The sequence below is a fragment of the Pseudomonas sp. GOM7 genome, from assembly GCF_026723825.1.
Taxonomy (GTDB): Bacteria; Pseudomonadota; Gammaproteobacteria; order Pseudomonadales; family Pseudomonadaceae; genus Aquipseudomonas.
This window is the reverse complement of record NZ_CP113519.1, coordinates 4,552,569-4,570,751: the sequence shown is the minus strand read 5'-3', so window position 1 is coordinate 4,570,751 and position 18,183 is coordinate 4,552,569. Positions and strand designations below refer to the sequence as shown.

At 65.0% G+C, this 18,183-nt stretch carries 14 protein-coding genes; all 14 read right to left on the bottom strand.

What is annotated here, in order from left to right:
* Nucleotides 1-2: 2 nt before the first annotated feature.
* Nucleotides 3-1,802, bottom strand: coding sequence for an allophanate hydrolase (gene atzF, locus OU800_RS20275; protein WP_268179141.1), 1,800 nt, complete (start codon nt 1,800-1,802; stop codon nt 3-5).
* 280 nt (nt 1,803-2,082) lie between these two features.
* Complete coding sequence (locus tag OU800_RS20270) at nt 2,083-2,679, bottom strand: MarC family protein (RefSeq protein ID WP_268179140.1); 597 nt, start codon at nt 2,677-2,679, stop codon at nt 2,083-2,085.
* 41 nt (nt 2,680-2,720) lie between these two features.
* The gene (locus OU800_RS20265; protein ID WP_268179139.1) at nt 2,721-5,501 is read right to left on the bottom strand and encodes a hybrid sensor histidine kinase/response regulator; all 2,781 of its coding nucleotides are present in this window, start codon (nt 5,499-5,501) and stop codon (nt 2,721-2,723) included.
* A gap of 111 nt (nt 5,502-5,612) precedes the next feature.
* On the bottom strand, nt 5,613-6,902 hold the full coding sequence (purD, locus tag OU800_RS20260) for a phosphoribosylamine--glycine ligase (RefSeq protein ID WP_268179138.1): 1,290 nt from the start codon (nt 6,900-6,902) through the stop codon (nt 5,613-5,615).
* A 111-nt stretch (nt 6,903-7,013) separates the two neighbouring features.
* The gene (gene purH, locus OU800_RS20255) at nt 7,014-8,621 is read right to left on the bottom strand and encodes a bifunctional phosphoribosylaminoimidazolecarboxamide formyltransferase/IMP cyclohydrolase (protein ID WP_268179137.1); all 1,608 of its coding nucleotides are present in this window, start codon (nt 8,619-8,621) and stop codon (nt 7,014-7,016) included.
* 92 nt (nt 8,622-8,713) lie between these two features.
* Nucleotides 8,714-9,034 carry a DNA-binding transcriptional regulator Fis gene (fis, locus tag OU800_RS20250; RefSeq protein WP_268179136.1) on the bottom strand — a complete coding sequence of 107 codons (321 nt, stop codon included), beginning with the start codon at nt 9,032-9,034 and terminating at the stop codon, nt 8,714-8,716.
* Nucleotides 9,031-10,029: a tRNA dihydrouridine synthase DusB gene (gene dusB / locus OU800_RS20245; protein ID WP_268179135.1), complete on the bottom strand. Its 999-nt coding sequence runs from the start codon at nt 10,027-10,029 to the stop codon at nt 9,031-9,033. Before dusB ends, fis begins: the two co-directional genes overlap by 4 nt.
* A gap of 229 nt (nt 10,030-10,258) precedes the next feature.
* The gene (locus OU800_RS20240; RefSeq protein ID WP_268179134.1) at nt 10,259-11,461 is read right to left on the bottom strand and encodes a DUF3426 domain-containing protein; all 1,203 of its coding nucleotides are present in this window, start codon (nt 11,459-11,461) and stop codon (nt 10,259-10,261) included.
* A 99-nt stretch (nt 11,462-11,560) separates the two neighbouring features.
* Nucleotides 11,561-12,439, bottom strand: coding sequence for a 50S ribosomal protein L11 methyltransferase (gene prmA, locus OU800_RS20235; protein WP_268179133.1), 879 nt, complete (start codon nt 12,437-12,439; stop codon nt 11,561-11,563).
* A gap of 136 nt (nt 12,440-12,575) precedes the next feature.
* Nucleotides 12,576-13,931, bottom strand: a complete 1,356-nt coding sequence (gene accC / locus OU800_RS20230) for an acetyl-CoA carboxylase biotin carboxylase subunit (protein WP_268179132.1) — start codon at nt 13,929-13,931, stop codon at nt 12,576-12,578.
* A gap of 17 nt (nt 13,932-13,948) precedes the next feature.
* Nucleotides 13,949-14,413: an acetyl-CoA carboxylase biotin carboxyl carrier protein gene (accB, locus tag OU800_RS20225; protein ID WP_268179131.1), complete on the bottom strand. Its 465-nt coding sequence runs from the start codon at nt 14,411-14,413 to the stop codon at nt 13,949-13,951.
* A gap of 50 nt (nt 14,414-14,463) precedes the next feature.
* Entirely contained in the window at nt 14,464-14,910 is a 447-nt protein-coding gene (gene aroQ / locus OU800_RS20220) for a type II 3-dehydroquinate dehydratase (protein ID WP_268179130.1), read from the bottom strand.
* Nucleotides 14,911-15,031: 121 nt separating this feature from the next.
* Nucleotides 15,032-16,819, bottom strand: a complete 1,788-nt coding sequence (gene dsbD, locus OU800_RS20215) for a protein-disulfide reductase DsbD (RefSeq protein ID WP_268179129.1) — start codon at nt 16,817-16,819, stop codon at nt 15,032-15,034.
* Between the two features lie 164 nt (nt 16,820-16,983).
* On the bottom strand, nt 16,984-17,853 hold the full coding sequence (locus tag OU800_RS24425; RefSeq protein ID WP_442964791.1) for a methyl-accepting chemotaxis protein: 870 nt from the start codon (nt 17,851-17,853) through the stop codon (nt 16,984-16,986).
* Between the last annotated feature and the right edge of the window lie 330 nt (nt 17,854-18,183).

Below are 18,183 nucleotides of genomic sequence, written 5' to 3'. Positions count from 1 at the left end.
TGTCAGGCCTTGGTACTGGCGATAAAGGCGCGCCAGCCGCCGAAGCTGGTGATGTCACGGGCGCCATCCAGCGCATAGGGCTCGCAGATGAAGCCCTTGACCCAACGACCATCGGCCAACTGCAGATTGCCGATGCCCAAAGGCGGCGGGATCTCCGCGACGAACTCGCCGAAGCGCGCCTGCGGCACGTCCCATAGCTCGACGATGATCTCGGCACCATCGGCAGTGACACGCGCCAGGCCCGGCTTGGGCGGTACGGTGCCGGGCAGGGCATAGAGGCGGTAATGCGCGGCGCTGGTGGTCTGCTCCACCAAGACGGCATCGCGGCTGGTGAGCTGGAAGTTCAGCGGCATGCCGGTCAGGTGGGCGCCGACCACCGCCACGCGGATGCTGCCCGGCGCCGGCTCGGTGCTCGCTGCTTGAGTCGGGAGCGGTTTGCCGCTAGCACCCAGCGGCAGGGCCAGGGCTTGCTGCCAGCGTTGACCGAAGGCGGCCAGCGCCTGGTCATGCCAGGCCGGGGCGAGCAGGGTGATGCCGGCCGGCAGGCCGTCTTCGCGAAAGCCCGCCGGCAGGGCCAAGGCAGACAGGTCGGCGAGGTTGGTGAAGTTGGTGTAAGTGCCGAACTGGCTGTTGTAGAGCACGGGCTCGGCTTGCATCTCGGCCAGGGTGCGAATGGTGGGCGAGGTGGGCACCACCAGGGCATCGAAGCCAGCCAGGGTGTCGTTGATGCGGCGGCTCAGTTCAGCGCGGGTGTATTCCGCCTTGTAGGCATCGCAGGCGCTGTACTGGTGGCCGTTCTCGACGATGCCGCGCACCACCGGGTTGATGTGCGCCGGGTCGATCCCTTCCACTGCCACCGTGCGTTCGGCGACCCAGGAGCCGTAATAGAGCTGCTCGGCCAGTTGCTGGAAGGGGGCGAAGTCGATCTCCACCAGCTCGGCGCCCAGTTCACGCAGTTTGCCCAACGCTTGCTCATAGACCGCCTGGTTCTGGCTGTCGCCGAAGAATTCGGGGTTGGCCGGCACGGCCAGGCGCGGTTGGGGCGGCATGCCGACCTTGGCGCTGTTCGGGTGCTTGCGGCTGTAGGCATCGGCGGCGTCATAGCCGCCAGCGATATTGGCCACGGCCAGGGCATCGGCGACGGTCAGGGCGAACACCGAGATACAGTCGACCGTGCGGCAGGCCGGCACCAGGCCGGTATTGGGCAGCCAGCCCTTGGTCGGCTTGAGCCCGACGATATTGTTGAAGCCGGCCGGCACGCGGCCCGAGCCGGCGGTGTCGGTGCCCAGGGCGAAGGGCACCAGGCCGCGTGCTACCACGCTGGCCGAGCCGGAGCTGGAGCCGCCGCTGACGTAAGCCGGGTCGAAGCTGTTGGGTACTGCGCCATAGGGTGAGCGGGTGCCTACCAGGCCGGTGGCGAACTGGTCGAGGTTGGTCTTGCCGATGAGGATGGCACCGGCGGCGCGCAGGCGCGCCACCACGGTGGCATCGGCTGCGGCGGTGTAGGCGAACTCGGGGCAAGCGGCCGTGGTGGGCCAGCCGGCGGCGTCGATATTGTCCTTGATGGCGAAGGGTACGCCGTACAACGGCAGCTTCCCGATATCGCCGTCGGCGGCTTGCAAGGCGTCTGCCAGGGTCGCGAGCTGGTCATCGAGCTGCGCGTCGCTGGCCAGGGCGATCCAGGCGTTGTCGGCGTCGTCCAGTTCCGCGCGCAGGGCGCTGATCAGCTCGGGAGGTGATTGGCCATCGCGGTAGGCCTGCTGCCATTGCGCGAGGGTGAAGGCGTGAGGTGCGCTATGCATGTGTTGAGATCCCATCTTGTATCCAAGTTGGGATCAGCAGAGCAATGAGGGTGCCAGGTCTGTGCAGGCCTGTATTTTTGGGGATTTCAGGGGCGCGGCAGGTTTTTTGGCGCGAGGCGTTGCACCGAGGCGGGGCTGACCTGCAAGCCAATGGTGCAAGATTTTAGCGGCTGGCGGTGCGCGCAGCGCACCCTACGCTTGCCTGCCTTGTAGGGTGCGCCGTGCGCACCGCTCCCGTTCTATGGTACTGGTGCGCATAGCGCACCCTACACCTGCGGCCTCAAGGCATCAGATAGTTCTTCACCCCGGTGAAGATGATCTGCGCGGCCAGGGCGCAGACGAACAGGCCCATCAGACGGCTGACGATCTGCAGGCCCTGGTCGCCGAGCAGGCGCTCGAAACGGTTGGACAGGTACAGCACCACGCCGACGGTAAGGCTGGCGAGGAGGATCGCCGCCAGCGCCACCAGCTTGTCTTCCCATTGCGGGTGGCTGGCGCCCATCAGCAGCAGGGCACCGATGGTGCCTGGGCCGACGGTCAGGGGGATGGTCAAGGGCACTATGGTCACGTCCTGCTGCACGTTGTCGCTCTGCACCGCCGACTTGCCCTGGGCCATGCCCAGGGCTGAGATGAACAACACTGAGCCGGCACCGATGCGGAAGGCGTCGATGGTGATGCCGAACAGGGTGAAGATGTGCTTGCCGAACAGGTACAGCAGCACGCTGGCGATCAGTACCCCCAGTGCCACCTTCCAGGCCAGGCGCTTGCGCTCCTTGAGGGTGTAGCCACGGCTCAGGCCGATGAAGCAGGAAAGGACGAAGAAGGGGCTGTAGAGCACCAGCAGTTTCAGGTAGAGGCTGAACAACTCGGACGCCATTGGGCAGGCTCGCAGAAAACGTGAAGAGAAAGAATGGACGATCAGTGTGGCTGCGCGTCACGTTGGCGTTGCAGCTCGCGCTCGGCGATCCAGTGCTCGATCAGCTCGCGCAACTGCGACAGCTCCACCGGCTTGGACATGTGCCCGTCCATGCCCACGGCGCGGGCGCGCTCCTTGTGCTCGTCGAGGATATGCGCGGTCAGAGCCACCACCGGGGTGCGTGGGCGGCCTTCGCGGGCTTCCCAGGCGCGCAGTTGCTCGGTGGCGGAGAAGCCATCGAGCACTGGCATTTCGCAGTCCATCAGCACCAGGTCGTAGTGCTTGGCCTTCATCGCGCCGAGGGCTTCCTCGCCGTTGCTGGCGGTGTCCGGTTGCAGGTTGAGCTTGCCCAGCATGCCACGGATGACCTTGGTGGAGATGCTGTTGTCCTCGGCTACCAGGATGCGGAAGTCGGCCGGCACGTTCAGCGGGGCGCTCACCAGGGTCGGTGCGGCCTGGGCAGGGGTGTCGTTGGGACGCTGCGCCAGTTCGTCGGCCAGGGTGGTCTTGAGCGTGTAGCCGGCCACCGGCTTGGCCAGGATGCGCTTGATCCCGGCATTGCGCGCGATCACCTTGCTCGGTGCGTTGCTGATGCCGGTGAGCATGATGATCAGGATGTCGTGATTGAGGCTGGGGTCTTCCTTGATCCGCGCCGCCAGTTGCATGCCGGTCATGCCGGGCATGTCCTGGTCGAGCAGTACCGCGTCGAAGTATTCGCGCATGTGCGCCTTGGTGCGCAGCAGTGCCAGGGCCTCCTTGCCCGAAGGCACGGCGCTGACCTGCAGACCCCAGGCATTGCATTGCTGCACCAGCACCTTGCGGCAGGTGTCGTTGTCGTCCACAACCAGCAGACGGGCGCCCTGCAGCGGGCTGTCCAGATCGGTTTCCGGCTGCTCCAGGCGGGCCGCGTCCAGCGGCAGGCTGAGCCACAGGGTACTGCCCTGGCTATTGCTGGCCTGGATGCCGAAATCACCGCCCATCATGCGCACCAGTTGCCGTGCGATGATCAACCCGAGGCGACCGCCCAGGCGGGTGGCGGCGAGGAAATCGCGGCTGTGCAGCTCGGCGTTGAGCAGGGCATCGCGCTCTTCGGGCTGCAAGGGGCGGCCGCTGTCCTGCACGGCGATGCGCAGGCGATGCTGGCCATTGCTGCCGTCCAATGCGGCCACCAGCAGGATCTCGCCCTCGTCGGTCTGCTTGAAAGCGTTGTCCAGCAGGCTCAGCAGGGCTTGACGCAGGCGCGTGGGGTCACCGCTGATGACGCGCGGAACCTGCGGCTGGATGAAACTGATCAGTTCCACGCGCTGCTGCTCGGCCTTGGCGCGGAAGATGTCGAGGCAGTCCTCGATCAGCGCGCCGAGGTCGAACTGCACGTCATCCAGCTCGATCTGCCCGGATTCCAACTTGGAAATGTCGAGGATCTCGTTGATCAGGGTGAGCAGTTCGTTGCCTGAGCTGTGGATGGTCTGCACGTAATCGCGCTGCTTGGCCGACAACGGCGTACCCAACAACAGCTCGGTCATGCCCAGCACGCCGTTCATCGGGGTGCGTATTTCATGGCTGATCTTGGCCAGGAACTCGGCCTTGGCGCGCAGTTCGGCGCTGCTGGCGGCCAGCGCGGTGCGGCTGTCGAGGGTGGCAGAGGTGATCTCGCGCTGGCGTTCGGTCAGCGACACGCTGAGGATCAGCCCGGCCAGGGTGGCTACGCTGAATACGCCCAGTACCAGCCAGCCGGGATTGAGCTGCTCGACGCCGAACAGCACGGGCACGAAGAAGCCGAAACCCATGTTGAACACCAGGGTGCCCACCATCACCAGGCGGATCGGCCGATAGCCGGCACGCCAGTGCAGGCTGCTCACCAGCAGCAGATTGAGGGTGCTCAGGGCTACCAGCAGGTAGACCAGCGAACTGAACCAGAACAGCCCGGTCACGGCGATCAGCAGGCCATAGGCTGCCACCAGCAGGGCATTGATCTGCAGCAGGCGGTTGAGTGGGCTGCGCTGAACGTGCGAGCCGTGTACGAAGGACAGGCCGAAGGCCAGCACGCAGAAGGCGGCGGACAGCGCGGAAAGGTCGGCCACCAGCGACTGGTTGTAACCCAGTTGCGGCAGCCACTGGGCGAATACGCCGAGGTTGGCCGCCGAACAGATGCCCAGGTTCAGGTTCACTCCCGATAGCCACAGGCTGCTGGCGCTGCGGCTGTAGAGGAAGCGAATGAGGTTGTACAGGGTCAGCAGCAACAGTGCGCCGAACAGCACGCCGTAGAGGTAGGCGGGTTTCTCCAGCCCCACCAGCTCGGCCTGATCCATGATCTTGAACCAGGTCATCAGCGGGTGGTTGGAGGTCAAGCGGACATAGGCGACCCGTGCCTGCTGGTCGTTGGGCAGCGGCATCAGATAGAAGCGCGAAGGCAGCGGTCGCGACTCCAGCGGCATGGCCTCGCCGGTGTGCAGGTTCTGCTCCAGGTGGCCGTCCTTGAGCAGGTAGTAGTCGAGAAACTGCACCCGCGGCGAGAAGATCCACAGCCAGGTCGGCTCGCTCTGCGCTGGTATCTCGACGCGTAGCCAGACGGCATGGTCGCTGGGTGGGAAGGTGAAGGACTGTTTGGCGAGAGGCTTGAATTGCTGACGTTGCGCGCGCACTTCGTCGAGGCTCAGGCGGGCGCTGCTGTCGACCAGGTAAGACCAGTTCTGCAGACCGATCTGCATAGTGGCGCTGGCTGCCAGAGGAAGGGCAAGCAGCACGCTGGCGAGTAATCCTATGGCGATCCACAGCCGCTTCACGGGCAAGTTCCTTCTAAACGAGTGGCCGGATTATAGCCAAGCATTTGCCCGGGCGAATACGGCACAGGCGGCGTTTTTTGGCCCGCCTGTACCCGTTCTTCGGTGAAAGGATCAGCTTTCGCCTCGCTCACGGGCGATGGCTCGGTAGCCGATGTCGTTGCGGTGGAACATACCGCTCCAACGGATCTTCTCGGCCAGGCGGTAGGCCTGTTGCTGGGCATCGGCGACGCTGGCGCCGATGGCGGTGGCACAGAGCACGCGGCCACCGGCGGTTACGATCTGGCCGTTCTTCAGCGCGGTGCCGGCGTGGAACACCTTACCGTCGAGCTGGGCAGCTTCATCCAGACCTTCGATCACGTCGCCCTTGGCGTAGTCGCCGGGGTAGCCGCCGGCGGCCAGCACCACACCCACGGTCGGACGCGGATCCCAGGTGGCTTCCACCTTGTCCAGGGCCTTGGCCAGCGCGGCTTCGACCAGCAGCACCAGGGAGGATTCCAGGCGGCACATGATCGGCTGGGTTTCCGGGTCGCCGAAACGGCAGTTGAACTCGATGACTTTCGGCGCGCCGGATTTGTCGATCATCAGGCCGGCGTAGAGGAAGCCGGTGTAGACGTTGCCTTCGCTGGCCATGCCGCGCACGGTGGGATAGATCACTTCATCCATCACCCGCTGGTGCACTGCGGCGGTGACCACCGGCGCCGGGGAGTAGGCACCCATGCCGCCGGTGTTGGGGCCGCTGTCGCCATCGCCGACGCGCTTGTGATCCTGGCTGGTGGCCATCGGCAGCACGTTCTCGCCGTCGACCATGACGATAAAGCTGGCCTCTTCGCCATCGAGAAACTCCTCGATCACCACACGCGAGCCGGCTTCACCGAAGGCGTTACCGGCGAGCATGTCGCGCACGGCGTCCTCGGCTTCTTCGAGCGTCATGGCGACGATCACACCTTTACCAGCGGCCAGGCCGTCGGCCTTGATCACGATCGGTGCACCCTTCTCGCGCAGGTAGGCTAGCGCCGGTTCGATCTCGGTGAAGTTCTGGTAGTCGGCGGTAGGGATCTTGTGCCGGGCCAGGAAATCCTTGGTGAAGGCCTTGGAACCTTCCAATTGTGCGGCAGCGGCGGTCGGGCCGAAGATATCCAGGCTGCGCTTGCGGAACAGGTCGACCACGCCTTTGACCAGCGGTGCTTCCGGGCCGACGATGGTCAGTTGCACGTTCTTCTCGGCAAAATCGGCAAGCTGCTCGATGGCCAGCACGTCGATGGCGACGTTCTCGCACTTGGCTTCTACCGCGGTGCCGGCGTTGCCCGGGGCAACGAAGACCTTCTCGACGCGCGGATCCTGCGCCACTTTCCAGGCCAGGGCGTGCTCGCGGCCGCCGCTGCCGATGATCAGTACGTTCATTAAGTCTCTCCTGCGGAGAGAGCTGCAAGCCTCAAGCCTCAAGCTGCAAGTGAAAGCAGGTGGATGCCCGCTCTTGCTTGCAGCTTGCAGCTTGCAGCTTGCAACTCGCTGTTAGTGACGGAAATGGCGCATGCCGGTAAACACCATGGCAATACCGGCTTCGTCGGCCGCCGCGATCACTTCGTTGTCGCGCATCGAGCCGCCCGGCTGGATCACCGCGGTGATGCCGGCCTTGGCGGCGTTGTCGATGCCGTCGCGGAAGGGGAAGAAGGCGTCCGAGGCCATCACCGCGCCCGGTACTGGCAGGCCGGCGTGCTCGGCCTTGATCGCGGCGATACGCGCGGAGTTGACGCGGCTCATCTGGCCGGCGCCGACGCCCACGGTCTGGCGGTTCTTGGCGTAGACGATGGCGTTGGATTTGACGAACTTGGCCACTTTCCAGGCGAAGATCAGGTCGTGAATTTCCTGCTCGCTCGGCGCGCGCTGGGTGACGATCTTCAGGTCTTCTGCCTTGATCATGCCGATATCGCGGCTCTGCACCAGCAGGCCACCGTTAACGCGCTTGAAGTCCCAGCCAGCAGCGCGCTCAGCCGGCCACTCGCCGCATTCGAGCAGGCGCACGTTGGCCTTGGCGGCCACCACTTCACGGGCGGCGGCGGAGATTTTCGGGGCGATGATCACTTCGACGAACTGACGCTCGACGATGGCCTGGGCGGTTTCGCCATCCAGCTCACGGTTGAAGGCGATGATGCCGCCGAACGCCGACTCGGTGTCGGTGGCGTAGGCCAGGTCGTAGGCCTTGCGGATGCCGCCTTCGTCTTCCGGTACCACGGCCACGCCGCAGGGGTTGGCGTGCTTGACGATGACGCAGGCCGGTTTGACGAAGCTCTTCACGCACTCCAGCGCGGCGTCGGTGTCGGCCACGTTGTTGAACGACAGTTCCTTGCCCTGCAACTGCACGGCGGTGGAAACGCTGGCTTCGCCCTTCTTGGCTTCCACGTAGAACGCTGCGCTCTGGTGCGGGTTTTCGCCGTAGCGCATTTCCTGAGCCTTGACGAACTGGCTGTTGAAGGTGCGCGGGAAGGCGCCACGGCCTTCGGTGGACAGGGTTTCACGGGCCTGGTCGATGGTGCCCAGGTAGTTGGCGATCATGCCGTCGTAGGCAGCCGTGTGCTCGAAGGCCTTGAGGGCCAGGTCGAAGCGTTGGGCATAGGTCAGGCCGCCAGCTTTCAGCGCTTCGAGGATGCCGGCGTAGTCGCCGGTATTGACCACGATGGCCACATCTTTGTGGTTCTTCGCAGCCGAACGCACCATGGTCGGGCCGCCGATGTCGATGTTCTCGATGGCGTCGGCCAGGTCGCAGTCAGGCTTGGCCACGGTGGCCTCGAAGGGATAGAGGTTGACCGCCACCAGATCGATCGGCTTGATGCCATGCTCGTCCATCACTGCGCCGTCGAGGGCGCGACGGCCGAGGATGCCGCCGTGGATCTTCGGGTGCAGGGTTTTCACGCGGCCGTCCATCATCTCCGGGAAACCGGTGTAGTCGGCGACTTCCACCGCAGCCACGCCGTTGTCCTTGAGCAGCTTGTAGGTGCCGCCGGTGGAGAGGATCTCGACACCGAGGGCGGCCAGTTCGCGGGCAAACTCGAGGATACCGGTCTTGTCGGAAACGCTGATCAGCGCGCGGCGGACGGGAAGGCGGGTGGTTTGGTCGGTCATAACGATTCCATCAGAGGTTAGCTGCAAGCCACAAGCTACAAGCTACAAGAGCAAGCGCATTTGCTTGCCGCGTGAAGCTTGCTGCTTGCGGCTCAGAGGAGGTCGTACTGCTTGAGTTTCTTGCGCAGGGTGCCGCGGTTCAGACCGAGCAGTTCGGAGGCCTTGGTCTGGTTACCTTTCACATGATTCATGACGGTTTCCAGCAGCGGTGCTTCGACTTCGGTGAGTACCAGGTTGTAGACATCGGTGACGTCCGCGCCCTCGAGATGGGCGAAATAGTTGTGCAGCGCCTTTTCCACGGCGCCGCGCAGGGTCTGGCCCTCTTCGCTCGGCGTGTTCAGGTGCTGTTTCAGGCTGGTGTTGTCACTCACGGGTGCAATTCCACTCACTAAGGTCTCATTCATCAACGTCATGCGGCCACCTCGTTTCCTTCTTCATAGCGCTCGCGGAGAAACGCGCGAACCTGGGCGCATTGAGCGTCCTTATCGTCCAGACGGTTGAATTGGGCGCGAAACTCCCTGGCGCCCGGCAGGGTTGCCAGATACCAGCCGACATGCTTGCGGGCGATACGTACGCCCATCTCGTCGCCGTAGAAGGCGTGCAAGGCGGTCAGGTGCTCTAGCAGAATGCGTTCCACTTCGTGCAGCGTGGGTGCCGGGAGCAGTTCCCCGGTGCGCAGGTAGTGTTCGATCTCGCGGAAGATCCACGGCCGGCCCTGAGCGGCGCGGCCGATCAGCAGGGCATCGGCGCCAGTGGCGTCGAGCACGGCGCGGGCCTTTTGCGGAGAGTCGATGTCGCCGTTGGCGAACACCGGAATGGATACCGCCTGCTTGATGGCGGCGATGGTGTCGTACTCGGCTTCGCCGGTGTACAGGTCGGCGCGGGTGCGGCCGTGCACCGACAATGCGGCGATACCGGCATCTTCGGCGATTTTCGCCACGTTCACGCCGTTCTTGTTCTGCCGATCCCAGCCGGTGCGGATCTTCAGGGTAACCGGTACGTCCACCGCGCCGACCACCGCTGCGAGGATGTCGCGCACCAGCGGCTCGTCACGCAGCAGGGCGGAGCCGGCGGCCTTGTTGCACACCTTCTTGGCCGGGCAACCCATGTTGATGTCGATGATCTGTGCACCCAGCTCGACGTTCCTGCGCGCGGCCTCGGCCATCATCTGCGGGTCGCCACCAGCGATCTGCACCGAGCGCGGCTCGGGATCGCCACTGTGCAGCAGGCGCAGGCTGGACTTGCGGCTGTTCCACAGGCGTACATCGCTGGTGACCATCTCCGACACCACCAGACCGGCGCCGAGGCGGCGGCATAGCTGGCGGAAGGGCCGATCGGTGACACCGGCCATGGGGGCCAGGATCAGGCGATTGGGCAATGTGTAGGTGCCGATGCGTGGGGCCGACATGGGGCGTCCCTGCTTGTTGGTTCGCGGTTGAGTTGTTGGCGATCAACACCTGTCCTCCACTGTCTTCACGGGGAGGACGATGGTGGGTTGGTGCTCGCGAAAGGGTGGGCATGATACCCGCTCTGGATGACCGGATAAAGGCTGTTTTGAACAAATTCTGAACAGCGCCAGGCTTATTGCCGAGAGTTAGAAAAAGCCTCTTGACGGCAGGAAAGACGGGGGCTAAGGGCTATTCCGGGGAGTGGAAGCTGAGGCTGTAGTTCACCGCCCGTGGGCCTGGGTCGAGAATGTCCAGGGAGATGTGGATGGGCGTCTGCGGCGGCATTTCGCTCTGCCCGGCCAGCTCGCCGGCCAGGTATTCGCTGGGTTTGAAGCGGCGACTGGCCACCAGTTGTCCGCCCAGGTCGGCGAAGCGCATTTCCAGCAGCGGGAAGGGTTGGGCGAAGGGGGCGCGGTTGTAGAGGATAGCGTCCACCACCAGGGCGCCGGAGAATTCCGGGTGACTGCGCACCACCAGATTGCTGCTGCGAATCTGGCTGATATCCACCTTCGACGGCAGGCTGCAGCCGATGCTCGGGCAGAGTTGCTCGAGCCAGGGGCGGTAGCGATCCTGGCGTGCCAGCTCGTCGAAGTTGTAGACCGCATACTGCGCCAGCAGGCCAGCGACGGCGAGCAGGTTGAGCAGGCTCCAGCCGAACACGCGGCCCCAGGAGATGCTGCGTTGCGGCTGCCAGTCCAGTTGCAGAGGCTCGTCGTCCAGCTCGAACAGGTGATCGCGGCCCAGGTTGGGTTCGCTGCGTGGCGCTTCGCCGCGCGTGTTGGTCGCCGGGCCGACGCTGAGCGGCTGCTCTGGCTCGTCATCACCCTCGAGCAGGCCCAGGGGCGGCTCTTCGCGTTGCTCGTCGGGCGTAGCCTCGGGCTTGGCCGGCGTGCTGGGTATGGCCGGACGCGGGGCTGGGGCTACCGGCGTGGGCGTCGGCGCGGTTCTGGGCGACTCGTCAGCCGTTTCCTTGCGCAGCAGGGCTTCTGCCCAGGTTTCATCCTGCACCTCGTCGGGCTCGCTCGCAGCGAAGCCTGGTGCCGGGCGCGGCGTGTTTTCCAGGGCGAGGAACTGCTGCGAAAGCTGTTGCTCCTGGGCTTCCAGCTTGGCCAGCTCTTCGTCGAGGTCGAGACTGTCGAGATCCAGGTCGTCGTGGATCCACAGGGTATCGTCCGGCTTGGCCTTGCTGGCGGGCTTGCTGCTGGAGGTCTTTGCCTTGTCCGGCGCGACGGCTGCCTTGGGCGTAGAGGTGCCGAAGAGTTGCTCGGCAGCATTGAACACGTGCAGGCAAGCGCCGCAGCGCACCACGCCATGGGCCGCAGCCAGCTGCGCCTGACTGACGCGGAAGCTGGTTCGGCAATGGGGGCACTGGGTGACGTGGCTTTCGCTCATGCAGGAGTCCGGTCGATCGAGGCGCTTAGTCTAAAGGAGCGGCTTCAGGCTGCAAGTAAGAGAAAGAAGCGCGCCCCTATCCTGTTTCGCTTGCAGCCTTCAGCGCTTGACGCCGCTGATGCGCACCCAGCCTTCCTTCTCGGCGGTCGGGTCGAGGGCAAAGGCGTCTGCATAGGCCGCACGCACTTCTTCTGCCTGCTCGGCCAGAATGCCAGAGAGCGCCAGGCGTCCACCGGCTTTGACCAGCGAGGTGATCTGAGGTGCCAGGGATACCAGTGGGCCGGCCAGAATATTGGCCACAACCACATCGGCTTGCTGCTGGGGCAGGTCGGCGGGCAGGTAGACCGGGAAGCGGGTCGGGTCGATGCCGTTGCGCGAGGCATTGTCGCGCGAGGCTTCCAGCGCCTGCGGGTCGATGTCGGTGCCCACGGCCTGCGGTGCGCCGAGCAGCAGGGCGGCGATGGCGAGAATGCCCGAACCACAGCCGAAGTCGAGCACGTTGCAGCCTTCGAGTGGCTGGCCGTCGAGCCACTCCAGGCACAGGGCGGTGGTCGGGTGGGTGCCGGTGCCGAAGGCCAGGCCGGGGTCGAGCAGCAGGTTGACTGCATCAGGCTCCGGCGCGGCGTGCCAGCTCGGCACGATCCACAGGCGCTGGCCGAAGCGCATCGGCTGGAAGTTGTCCATCCAGCTACGCTCCCAGTCCTGATCCTCGATGCGTTCGAGCTGATGCTCGGGCAGAGTGCCGCCGCACAGCAGTTGCAGGTGGGCGATCAGCGCCGCCTCGTCGGTGTCGGCCTCGAACAGCGCCAGCAGGTGGGTGTTCGACCACAGTGGGGTGGTGCCCAGATCCGGCTCGAAGATCGGCTGGTCTTCGGCGTCCATGAAGGTCACCGACACGGCGCCGATGCTGAGCAGGGCGTCTTCGTAGGTCTCCGCCTGCTCGGGGGTGATGGCGAGACGGACTTGTAACCAGGGCATGGGGGAGGCTCCCTTCGGGAGCAGCTTCAAGCGTCAAGCTTCAAGCTGCAAGAAAAGAAAGGAGCGGCCTAGGCCGCTCCCTTGAGTCGCATATCGTACAGCTTGCCGCTTGAGGCTTGCAGCTTGCCGCTCGATTTTAGTGCCTGTCCATCCCCAACTTCTTCTCCAGGTAGTGAATGTTCACACCACCCTTGAGGAAGCCCTTGTCGCGGGTCAGGTCGCGGTGCAGCGGCACGTTGGTCTTGATGCCGTCGACCACGATCTCGTCCAGGGCATTGCGCATGCGTGCCATGGCTTCGTCGCGGTCACGACCGTAGGTGATCAGCTTGCCGATCAGCGAGTCGTAGTGCGGCGGAACGCTGTAACCACTGTACAGGTGCGAGTCGACGCGTACGCCGTTGCCGCCCGGAGCATGGAAGTGCTTGACCTTGCCGGGGCTGGGCATGAAGTTGTCCGGGTCTTCGGCGTTGATCCGGCATTCGATGGAATGGCCGAGGATCTTCACGTCTTCCTGCTTGATGGACAGCTTGTTGCCAGCGGCGATGCTGAGCATCTCCTTGACGATGTCGATGCCGGTGACCATCTCGGTGACCGGGTGCTCCACCTGCACGCGGGTGTTCATCTCGATGAAGTAGAAACGACCGTCTTCATAGAGGAACTCGAAGGTGCCGGCGCCACGGTAGCCGATCTCGACGCAGGCATCGACGCAGCGCTTGAGCACTTCGGCGCGGGCCTTCTCGTCGATCTGCGGGGCCGGGGCTTCTTCGATCACCTTCTGGTGACGACGCTGCAGCGAGCAGTCGCGGTCGTACAGGTGAATGGCATTGCCCTGGCCGTCGGACAGCACCTGGACTTCGACGTGACGCGGGTTGCCGAGGAATTTCTCCAGATAGACCATCGGGTTGCCGAACGCTGCACCGGCTTCGGTGCGGGTCAGCTTGGCCGACTTGATCAGGTCTTCTTCCTTGTGCACCACGCGCATACCGCGACCACCACCGCCACCAGCGGCCTTGATGATCACCGGGTAGCCCACTTCACGGGCGATGCGCAGGGCCTCGGCCTCGTCTTCCGGCAGCGGGCCTTCGGAGCCGGGCACCACCGGCACGCCGGACTTGATCATGGCGTCCTTGGCCGACACCTTGTCACCCATCAGGCGGATCACATCGGCTTTCGGACCGATGAAGGCGAAGCCGGAGTTCTCCACCTGCTCGGCGAAGTCGGCGTTCTCGGCGAGGAAGCCGTAACCCGGGTGGATGGCGGTGGCGCCGGTCACTTCAGCGGCGCTGATGATGGCCGGGATGTTCAGGTAGGACTGCGAACCAGGCGCCGGACCAATGCAGACGGACTCGTCGGCCAGGCCCAGGTGCATCAGCTCACGGTCGGCGGTGGAGTGCACGGCCACCGTCTTGATGCCCAGTTCCTTGCAGGCGCGCAGGATGCGCAGGGCGATTTCGCCACGGTTGGCGATCAGGACTTTTTCCAGCTTCTGCATTGCAGGCTCCCCGCGCATCAAACGATGGTGAACAGGGGTTGGTCGTACTCAACCGGCTGGCCGTTTTCCACCAGGATGGATTCGATCACGCCGCTGGCCTCGGCCTCGATGTGGTTCATCATCTTCATGGCTTCGACGATGCACAGGATGTCGCCTTTCTTCACGGTCTGACCGACTTCGACGAAGTTGGCCGAGGTCGGCGAAGCGGCGCGGTAGAAGGTGCCGACCATCGGCGAGCGGGCTACGGTGCCGTTCAGCTTGGGGGCGGCGGCCGGAGCGGCTTCGGCGCTCGGCGCGGCGGCAGGGGCTACCGGGGCAGCGGCCGGAGCCGGGGCCTGGGCGTAGACCGGCTGCGGCGCATAGGCCGGCTGCTTGCTGTGGCGGCTGATGCGGACGGACTCTTCGCCCTCTTTGATCTCCAGCTCGTCGATACCGGACTCTTCCAGCAGCTCGATCAGTTTCTTGACTTTACGAATATCCATGCAGATTCAACTCCCAGAGGTGAGGTAGGACTTGTCTACCGAGCGCCGCCTCAGGCGCGCCCGGCCAGTTGTTCGAGTGCCGCTTCCAGGGCCAGCCGATAACCACTGGCGCCCAGGCCGCAGATCACCCCTACGGCAACGTCGGAAAAGTAGGAGTGATGGCGGAAAGGTTCACGCTTGTGCACGTTGGACAGATGCACTTCGATGAATGGGATGCTCACCGCCAGCAATGCGTCACGTAATGCGACGCTGGTGTGAGTGAAAGCGGCAGGATTGATCAGGATGAAGTCGACGCCTTCGCCCTTGGCGGCGTGGATGCGGTCGATCAGTTCGTACTCGGCATTGCTCTGCAGATGCAGCAGATGATGACCCGCCTCGCGGGCGCGCTGCTCCAGATCCTGATCGATCTGGGCCAGGGTGGTGGCGCCATATTTGTCGGGCTCGCGGGTGCCCAGCAGATTGAGGTTGGGGCCGTGCAGCACCAAGAGGGTGGCCATGCTCAGGTTCCTTGTGGGTCGAACTGCGCAGGACTATGCCGCAGCGACCTGTTATCAGCAATAGTCGGCACGATGCCTGCCATTTGCGGCAGAAATATGACTATAGCAGGGGTTCTGGTCGTTACCGGGCGCTTGCTGCATCCAGGCGGGAGGCAAATGCCGGCGCATCGATCTCCCCTACGACACGCAGATCATGCCATTCGTCACCACTACCGGCGAACAGCTGGATGGCGGGTGGGCCGAATAGCTGATAGCGATCGAGCAGGGCACGCTGAGCGGCATTGCTCTCGGTGATGTCGAAACGGATCAGGCGCCAGCCGGCCAGCTTGCTGCCCACTTCGGCGTTGCCGAACACCTCGCGCTCGATCACCTTGCAACTGATGCACCAGTCGGCGTACCAGTCCAGCAGCAGGGGTTGGCCGGCCGCCTTGGCTTCGGCCAGGGCAGCATCCAGTTCGCCGGGAGTACTGAGGGTTTGCCAGGCGTCGCTCTTGGCGCTCGCCGGGCTGGCGCTGGCCTGCAACTGGCCGAGCGGCCTGAGTGGGTCGGTGGCACCCTGCAGGGCGCCGACCCAGGCGGCCAGGGCGTACACCAGCAGCGCCAGGCCGGCAATCTGGCCGAGCTTCTGCCGGTGCGTCTTGGGGCCGAACTCCAGGGCGCCGAGGAACACCGCCACGCCACCGGCCAGCAGGCCCCACAGGGCCAGACTGAGGCTGCCTGGCAAGACGCGTTCGAGCAGCCAGACCGAGACCGCCAGCAGCAGTACGCCGAAGGCATTGCGCACGGTGACCATCCAGGTGCCGGTCTTGGGCAACAGGGCGCCGCCGCCGACGGCGAACAGCACCAGCGGCATGCCCATGCCCATCCCCAAGGCGAGGAGCTTGAGGCCGCCGCCCAGGGCATCGCCACTGGCACTGATATAGAGCATGGCGCCAGCCAGCGGGGCCGATACGCAAGGGCTCACCAGCAGGCTGGAGAGTATGCCGAGCAGGGCCGCATTGAGGTGTGAGCCGCCCTGAGTCCTGCTCGCCAGGCGATCCAGCGGCTCGCTGATGGCGCGCGGCAGGCGCAGCTCGAACAGGCCGAACATGGCCAGGGCGAACAGCGCGAAGAAGGCGGCGAAAGGCACCAGTACCCAAGGCGATTGCAGGCGTGCCTGCAGGTTGAGACCGGCGCCGAACAGGCCCATCAGCGTGCCGAGAATGGCGAAGCAGATGGCCATGGGCAGCACATAGGCCAGCGACAGGGTCAACGCGCGCCGGCCGCCGAGCTGGCCGCGCAGCACCACACCGGAGAGGATCGGCAGCATTGGCAGCACGCAGGGGGTAAAGGTCAGGGCCAGGCCACCAAGGAAGAACAGCAGCAGCTCTTTCCACTGCAACGCGGTCGCGACCGTGGCGACCTGGCTCAGCCCGCTGTTCGCGCTGGCGCTGGGCATATCGCCGATCTCGATGAACTCGGTTTCCGGCGGGTAGCATAGGCCCTTGTCGGCGCAGCCCTGGTAGCCGACCTGCAGGCGCAGCGGGCGCTGATCCGGGTTGTTCAGCGGCAGGCGCACGTCCAGCACGCCGTAGTAGACCTCGGTATCGCCGAAGAACTCGTCATGCTTGGGCTTGCCAGGGGGGAGTTCGGGGCTGCCCAGTTGCAGGTCGGCCGGCTCGACCTTGAAGTTCAGGCGGTGGCGATAGAGGTAATAACCCTCGGCGGCGACGAAGCGCAGGGTCACCGACTCGGCGTCGCTGCTCACCAGGCTCAGCTTGAAGGCTTCGCGCACCGGCAGGAAGTCGCTGCTGTTATTGAGCGGCGCCCCCAGCGGCGCAGGGGCCGGGCGCTGGTCGAGCAGGCCGGCGGTGGCGGGCAGGCTCAGGCAGAGCAGAAGCAGCGGAAGCAGAAGGCGACGCAGTGACATCGAGGACATATCTCGGCGAGAAGATGGCGGCATCATACCGGAAAGCGCCCATCGACCGCGCCGTCGCGGCGCTGGGCAGCTCCTTGCGGCTGATGAGCGGAGCTTTCGAGGGTCCCTGGCGAGCCGAGTTCCCGAGCGAGCCTGCGTTGCCTTGTCGCCGCCGGCTAGACGCGAAACACCTGCACCGCAGCATGTAACTGCTTGCCCAGTTGCAGCAGGCGCTCGCTTTCCTGGCGGCCTTCGGCGATGCGCCCGAGGTTGTCCTCACCGAGGTGATGGATACGCTCGCCGTGCTGGCGAATCTCACCGACCGCCTCGCTCTGCTGCGCCACCGCGCCGGCAATGCGGCCTGCCATGTTGGCGATGGTGCGGATCGAGGCAACGATCTCGTCCAGGGCGCCGTCGGCGGCTTCGGCCTTGGTCGCAGTGAGTTCGGCATGTTCGACCTGGGCGCGCATGGCCTGCACCGACTGGTGCGCGGCCTTCTGCAGGCGGCCGATCAGTTCTTGGATCTCCGCCGTGGCGCTGCCGGTGCGTTGCGACAGCGAGCGCACCTCGTCGGCCACCACGGCAAAGCCACGACCGGCCTCGCCGGCGCGCGCCGCTTCGATGGCGGCGTTCAGGGCCAGCAGGTTGGTCTGTTCGGCGATGCCACGGATTACCGTCAGCACACTGCCAATGGTGGCCGTTTCGTCGGCCAGGCGCTCGATGGCCTGGGCGTTTTCCTGTACCTCACCGACCAGCGCATGCAGGCCTTCGAGGCTCTGGCCGATGACCTCTTGCCCCTGTACCAGCGCCTGGTCGGCGGCGCTGCTGGCCTGAGCGGTCTGGCTGGCATCCTCGGCCACCTGGCCGATGGTGGCCTCCAGTTCGCTCAGGGCATCGCGGATCAAGGCGGTGTCACTGGCCTGATCCTGAGCGCTGCCGTGCAGGCCGCTGCTCAGTTCGGCCAGCGAGCGGCTGGAGCTGGCAACCTGGCCGGCATGGCCGTTGATGCTGGTGACCAGTTCGACCAGATAGCGGCGCAGGTGCATGAGCGAGTCTTCGATGTCGCGCAGTTCGCGGATGCGCGAATCGATGGCGATGCTGGAGGAGAAGTTGCCGGCGGCCCATTGCGACAGGGCTGGAACCAGTTGTGCGAGCACGCGCGAAAGGCGGCGCTGGATGCGGTCGATGGTCAGCGCGATGAGCAGGATCAGGCCGATCATCAGCCCCTGGGCCAGCCTCACCTCGCTCTGGATGCGCCCGTACTCGGCCTTGATCAGCGGCTCCAGCGCGGCCAGTGCCTGTTGCAGTTTGGCGATGCGCTCGGCGGTGGCGGTGGCCAGCTCATGGCGTTGTTCGACCAGCTCGCGGGTGCGTTG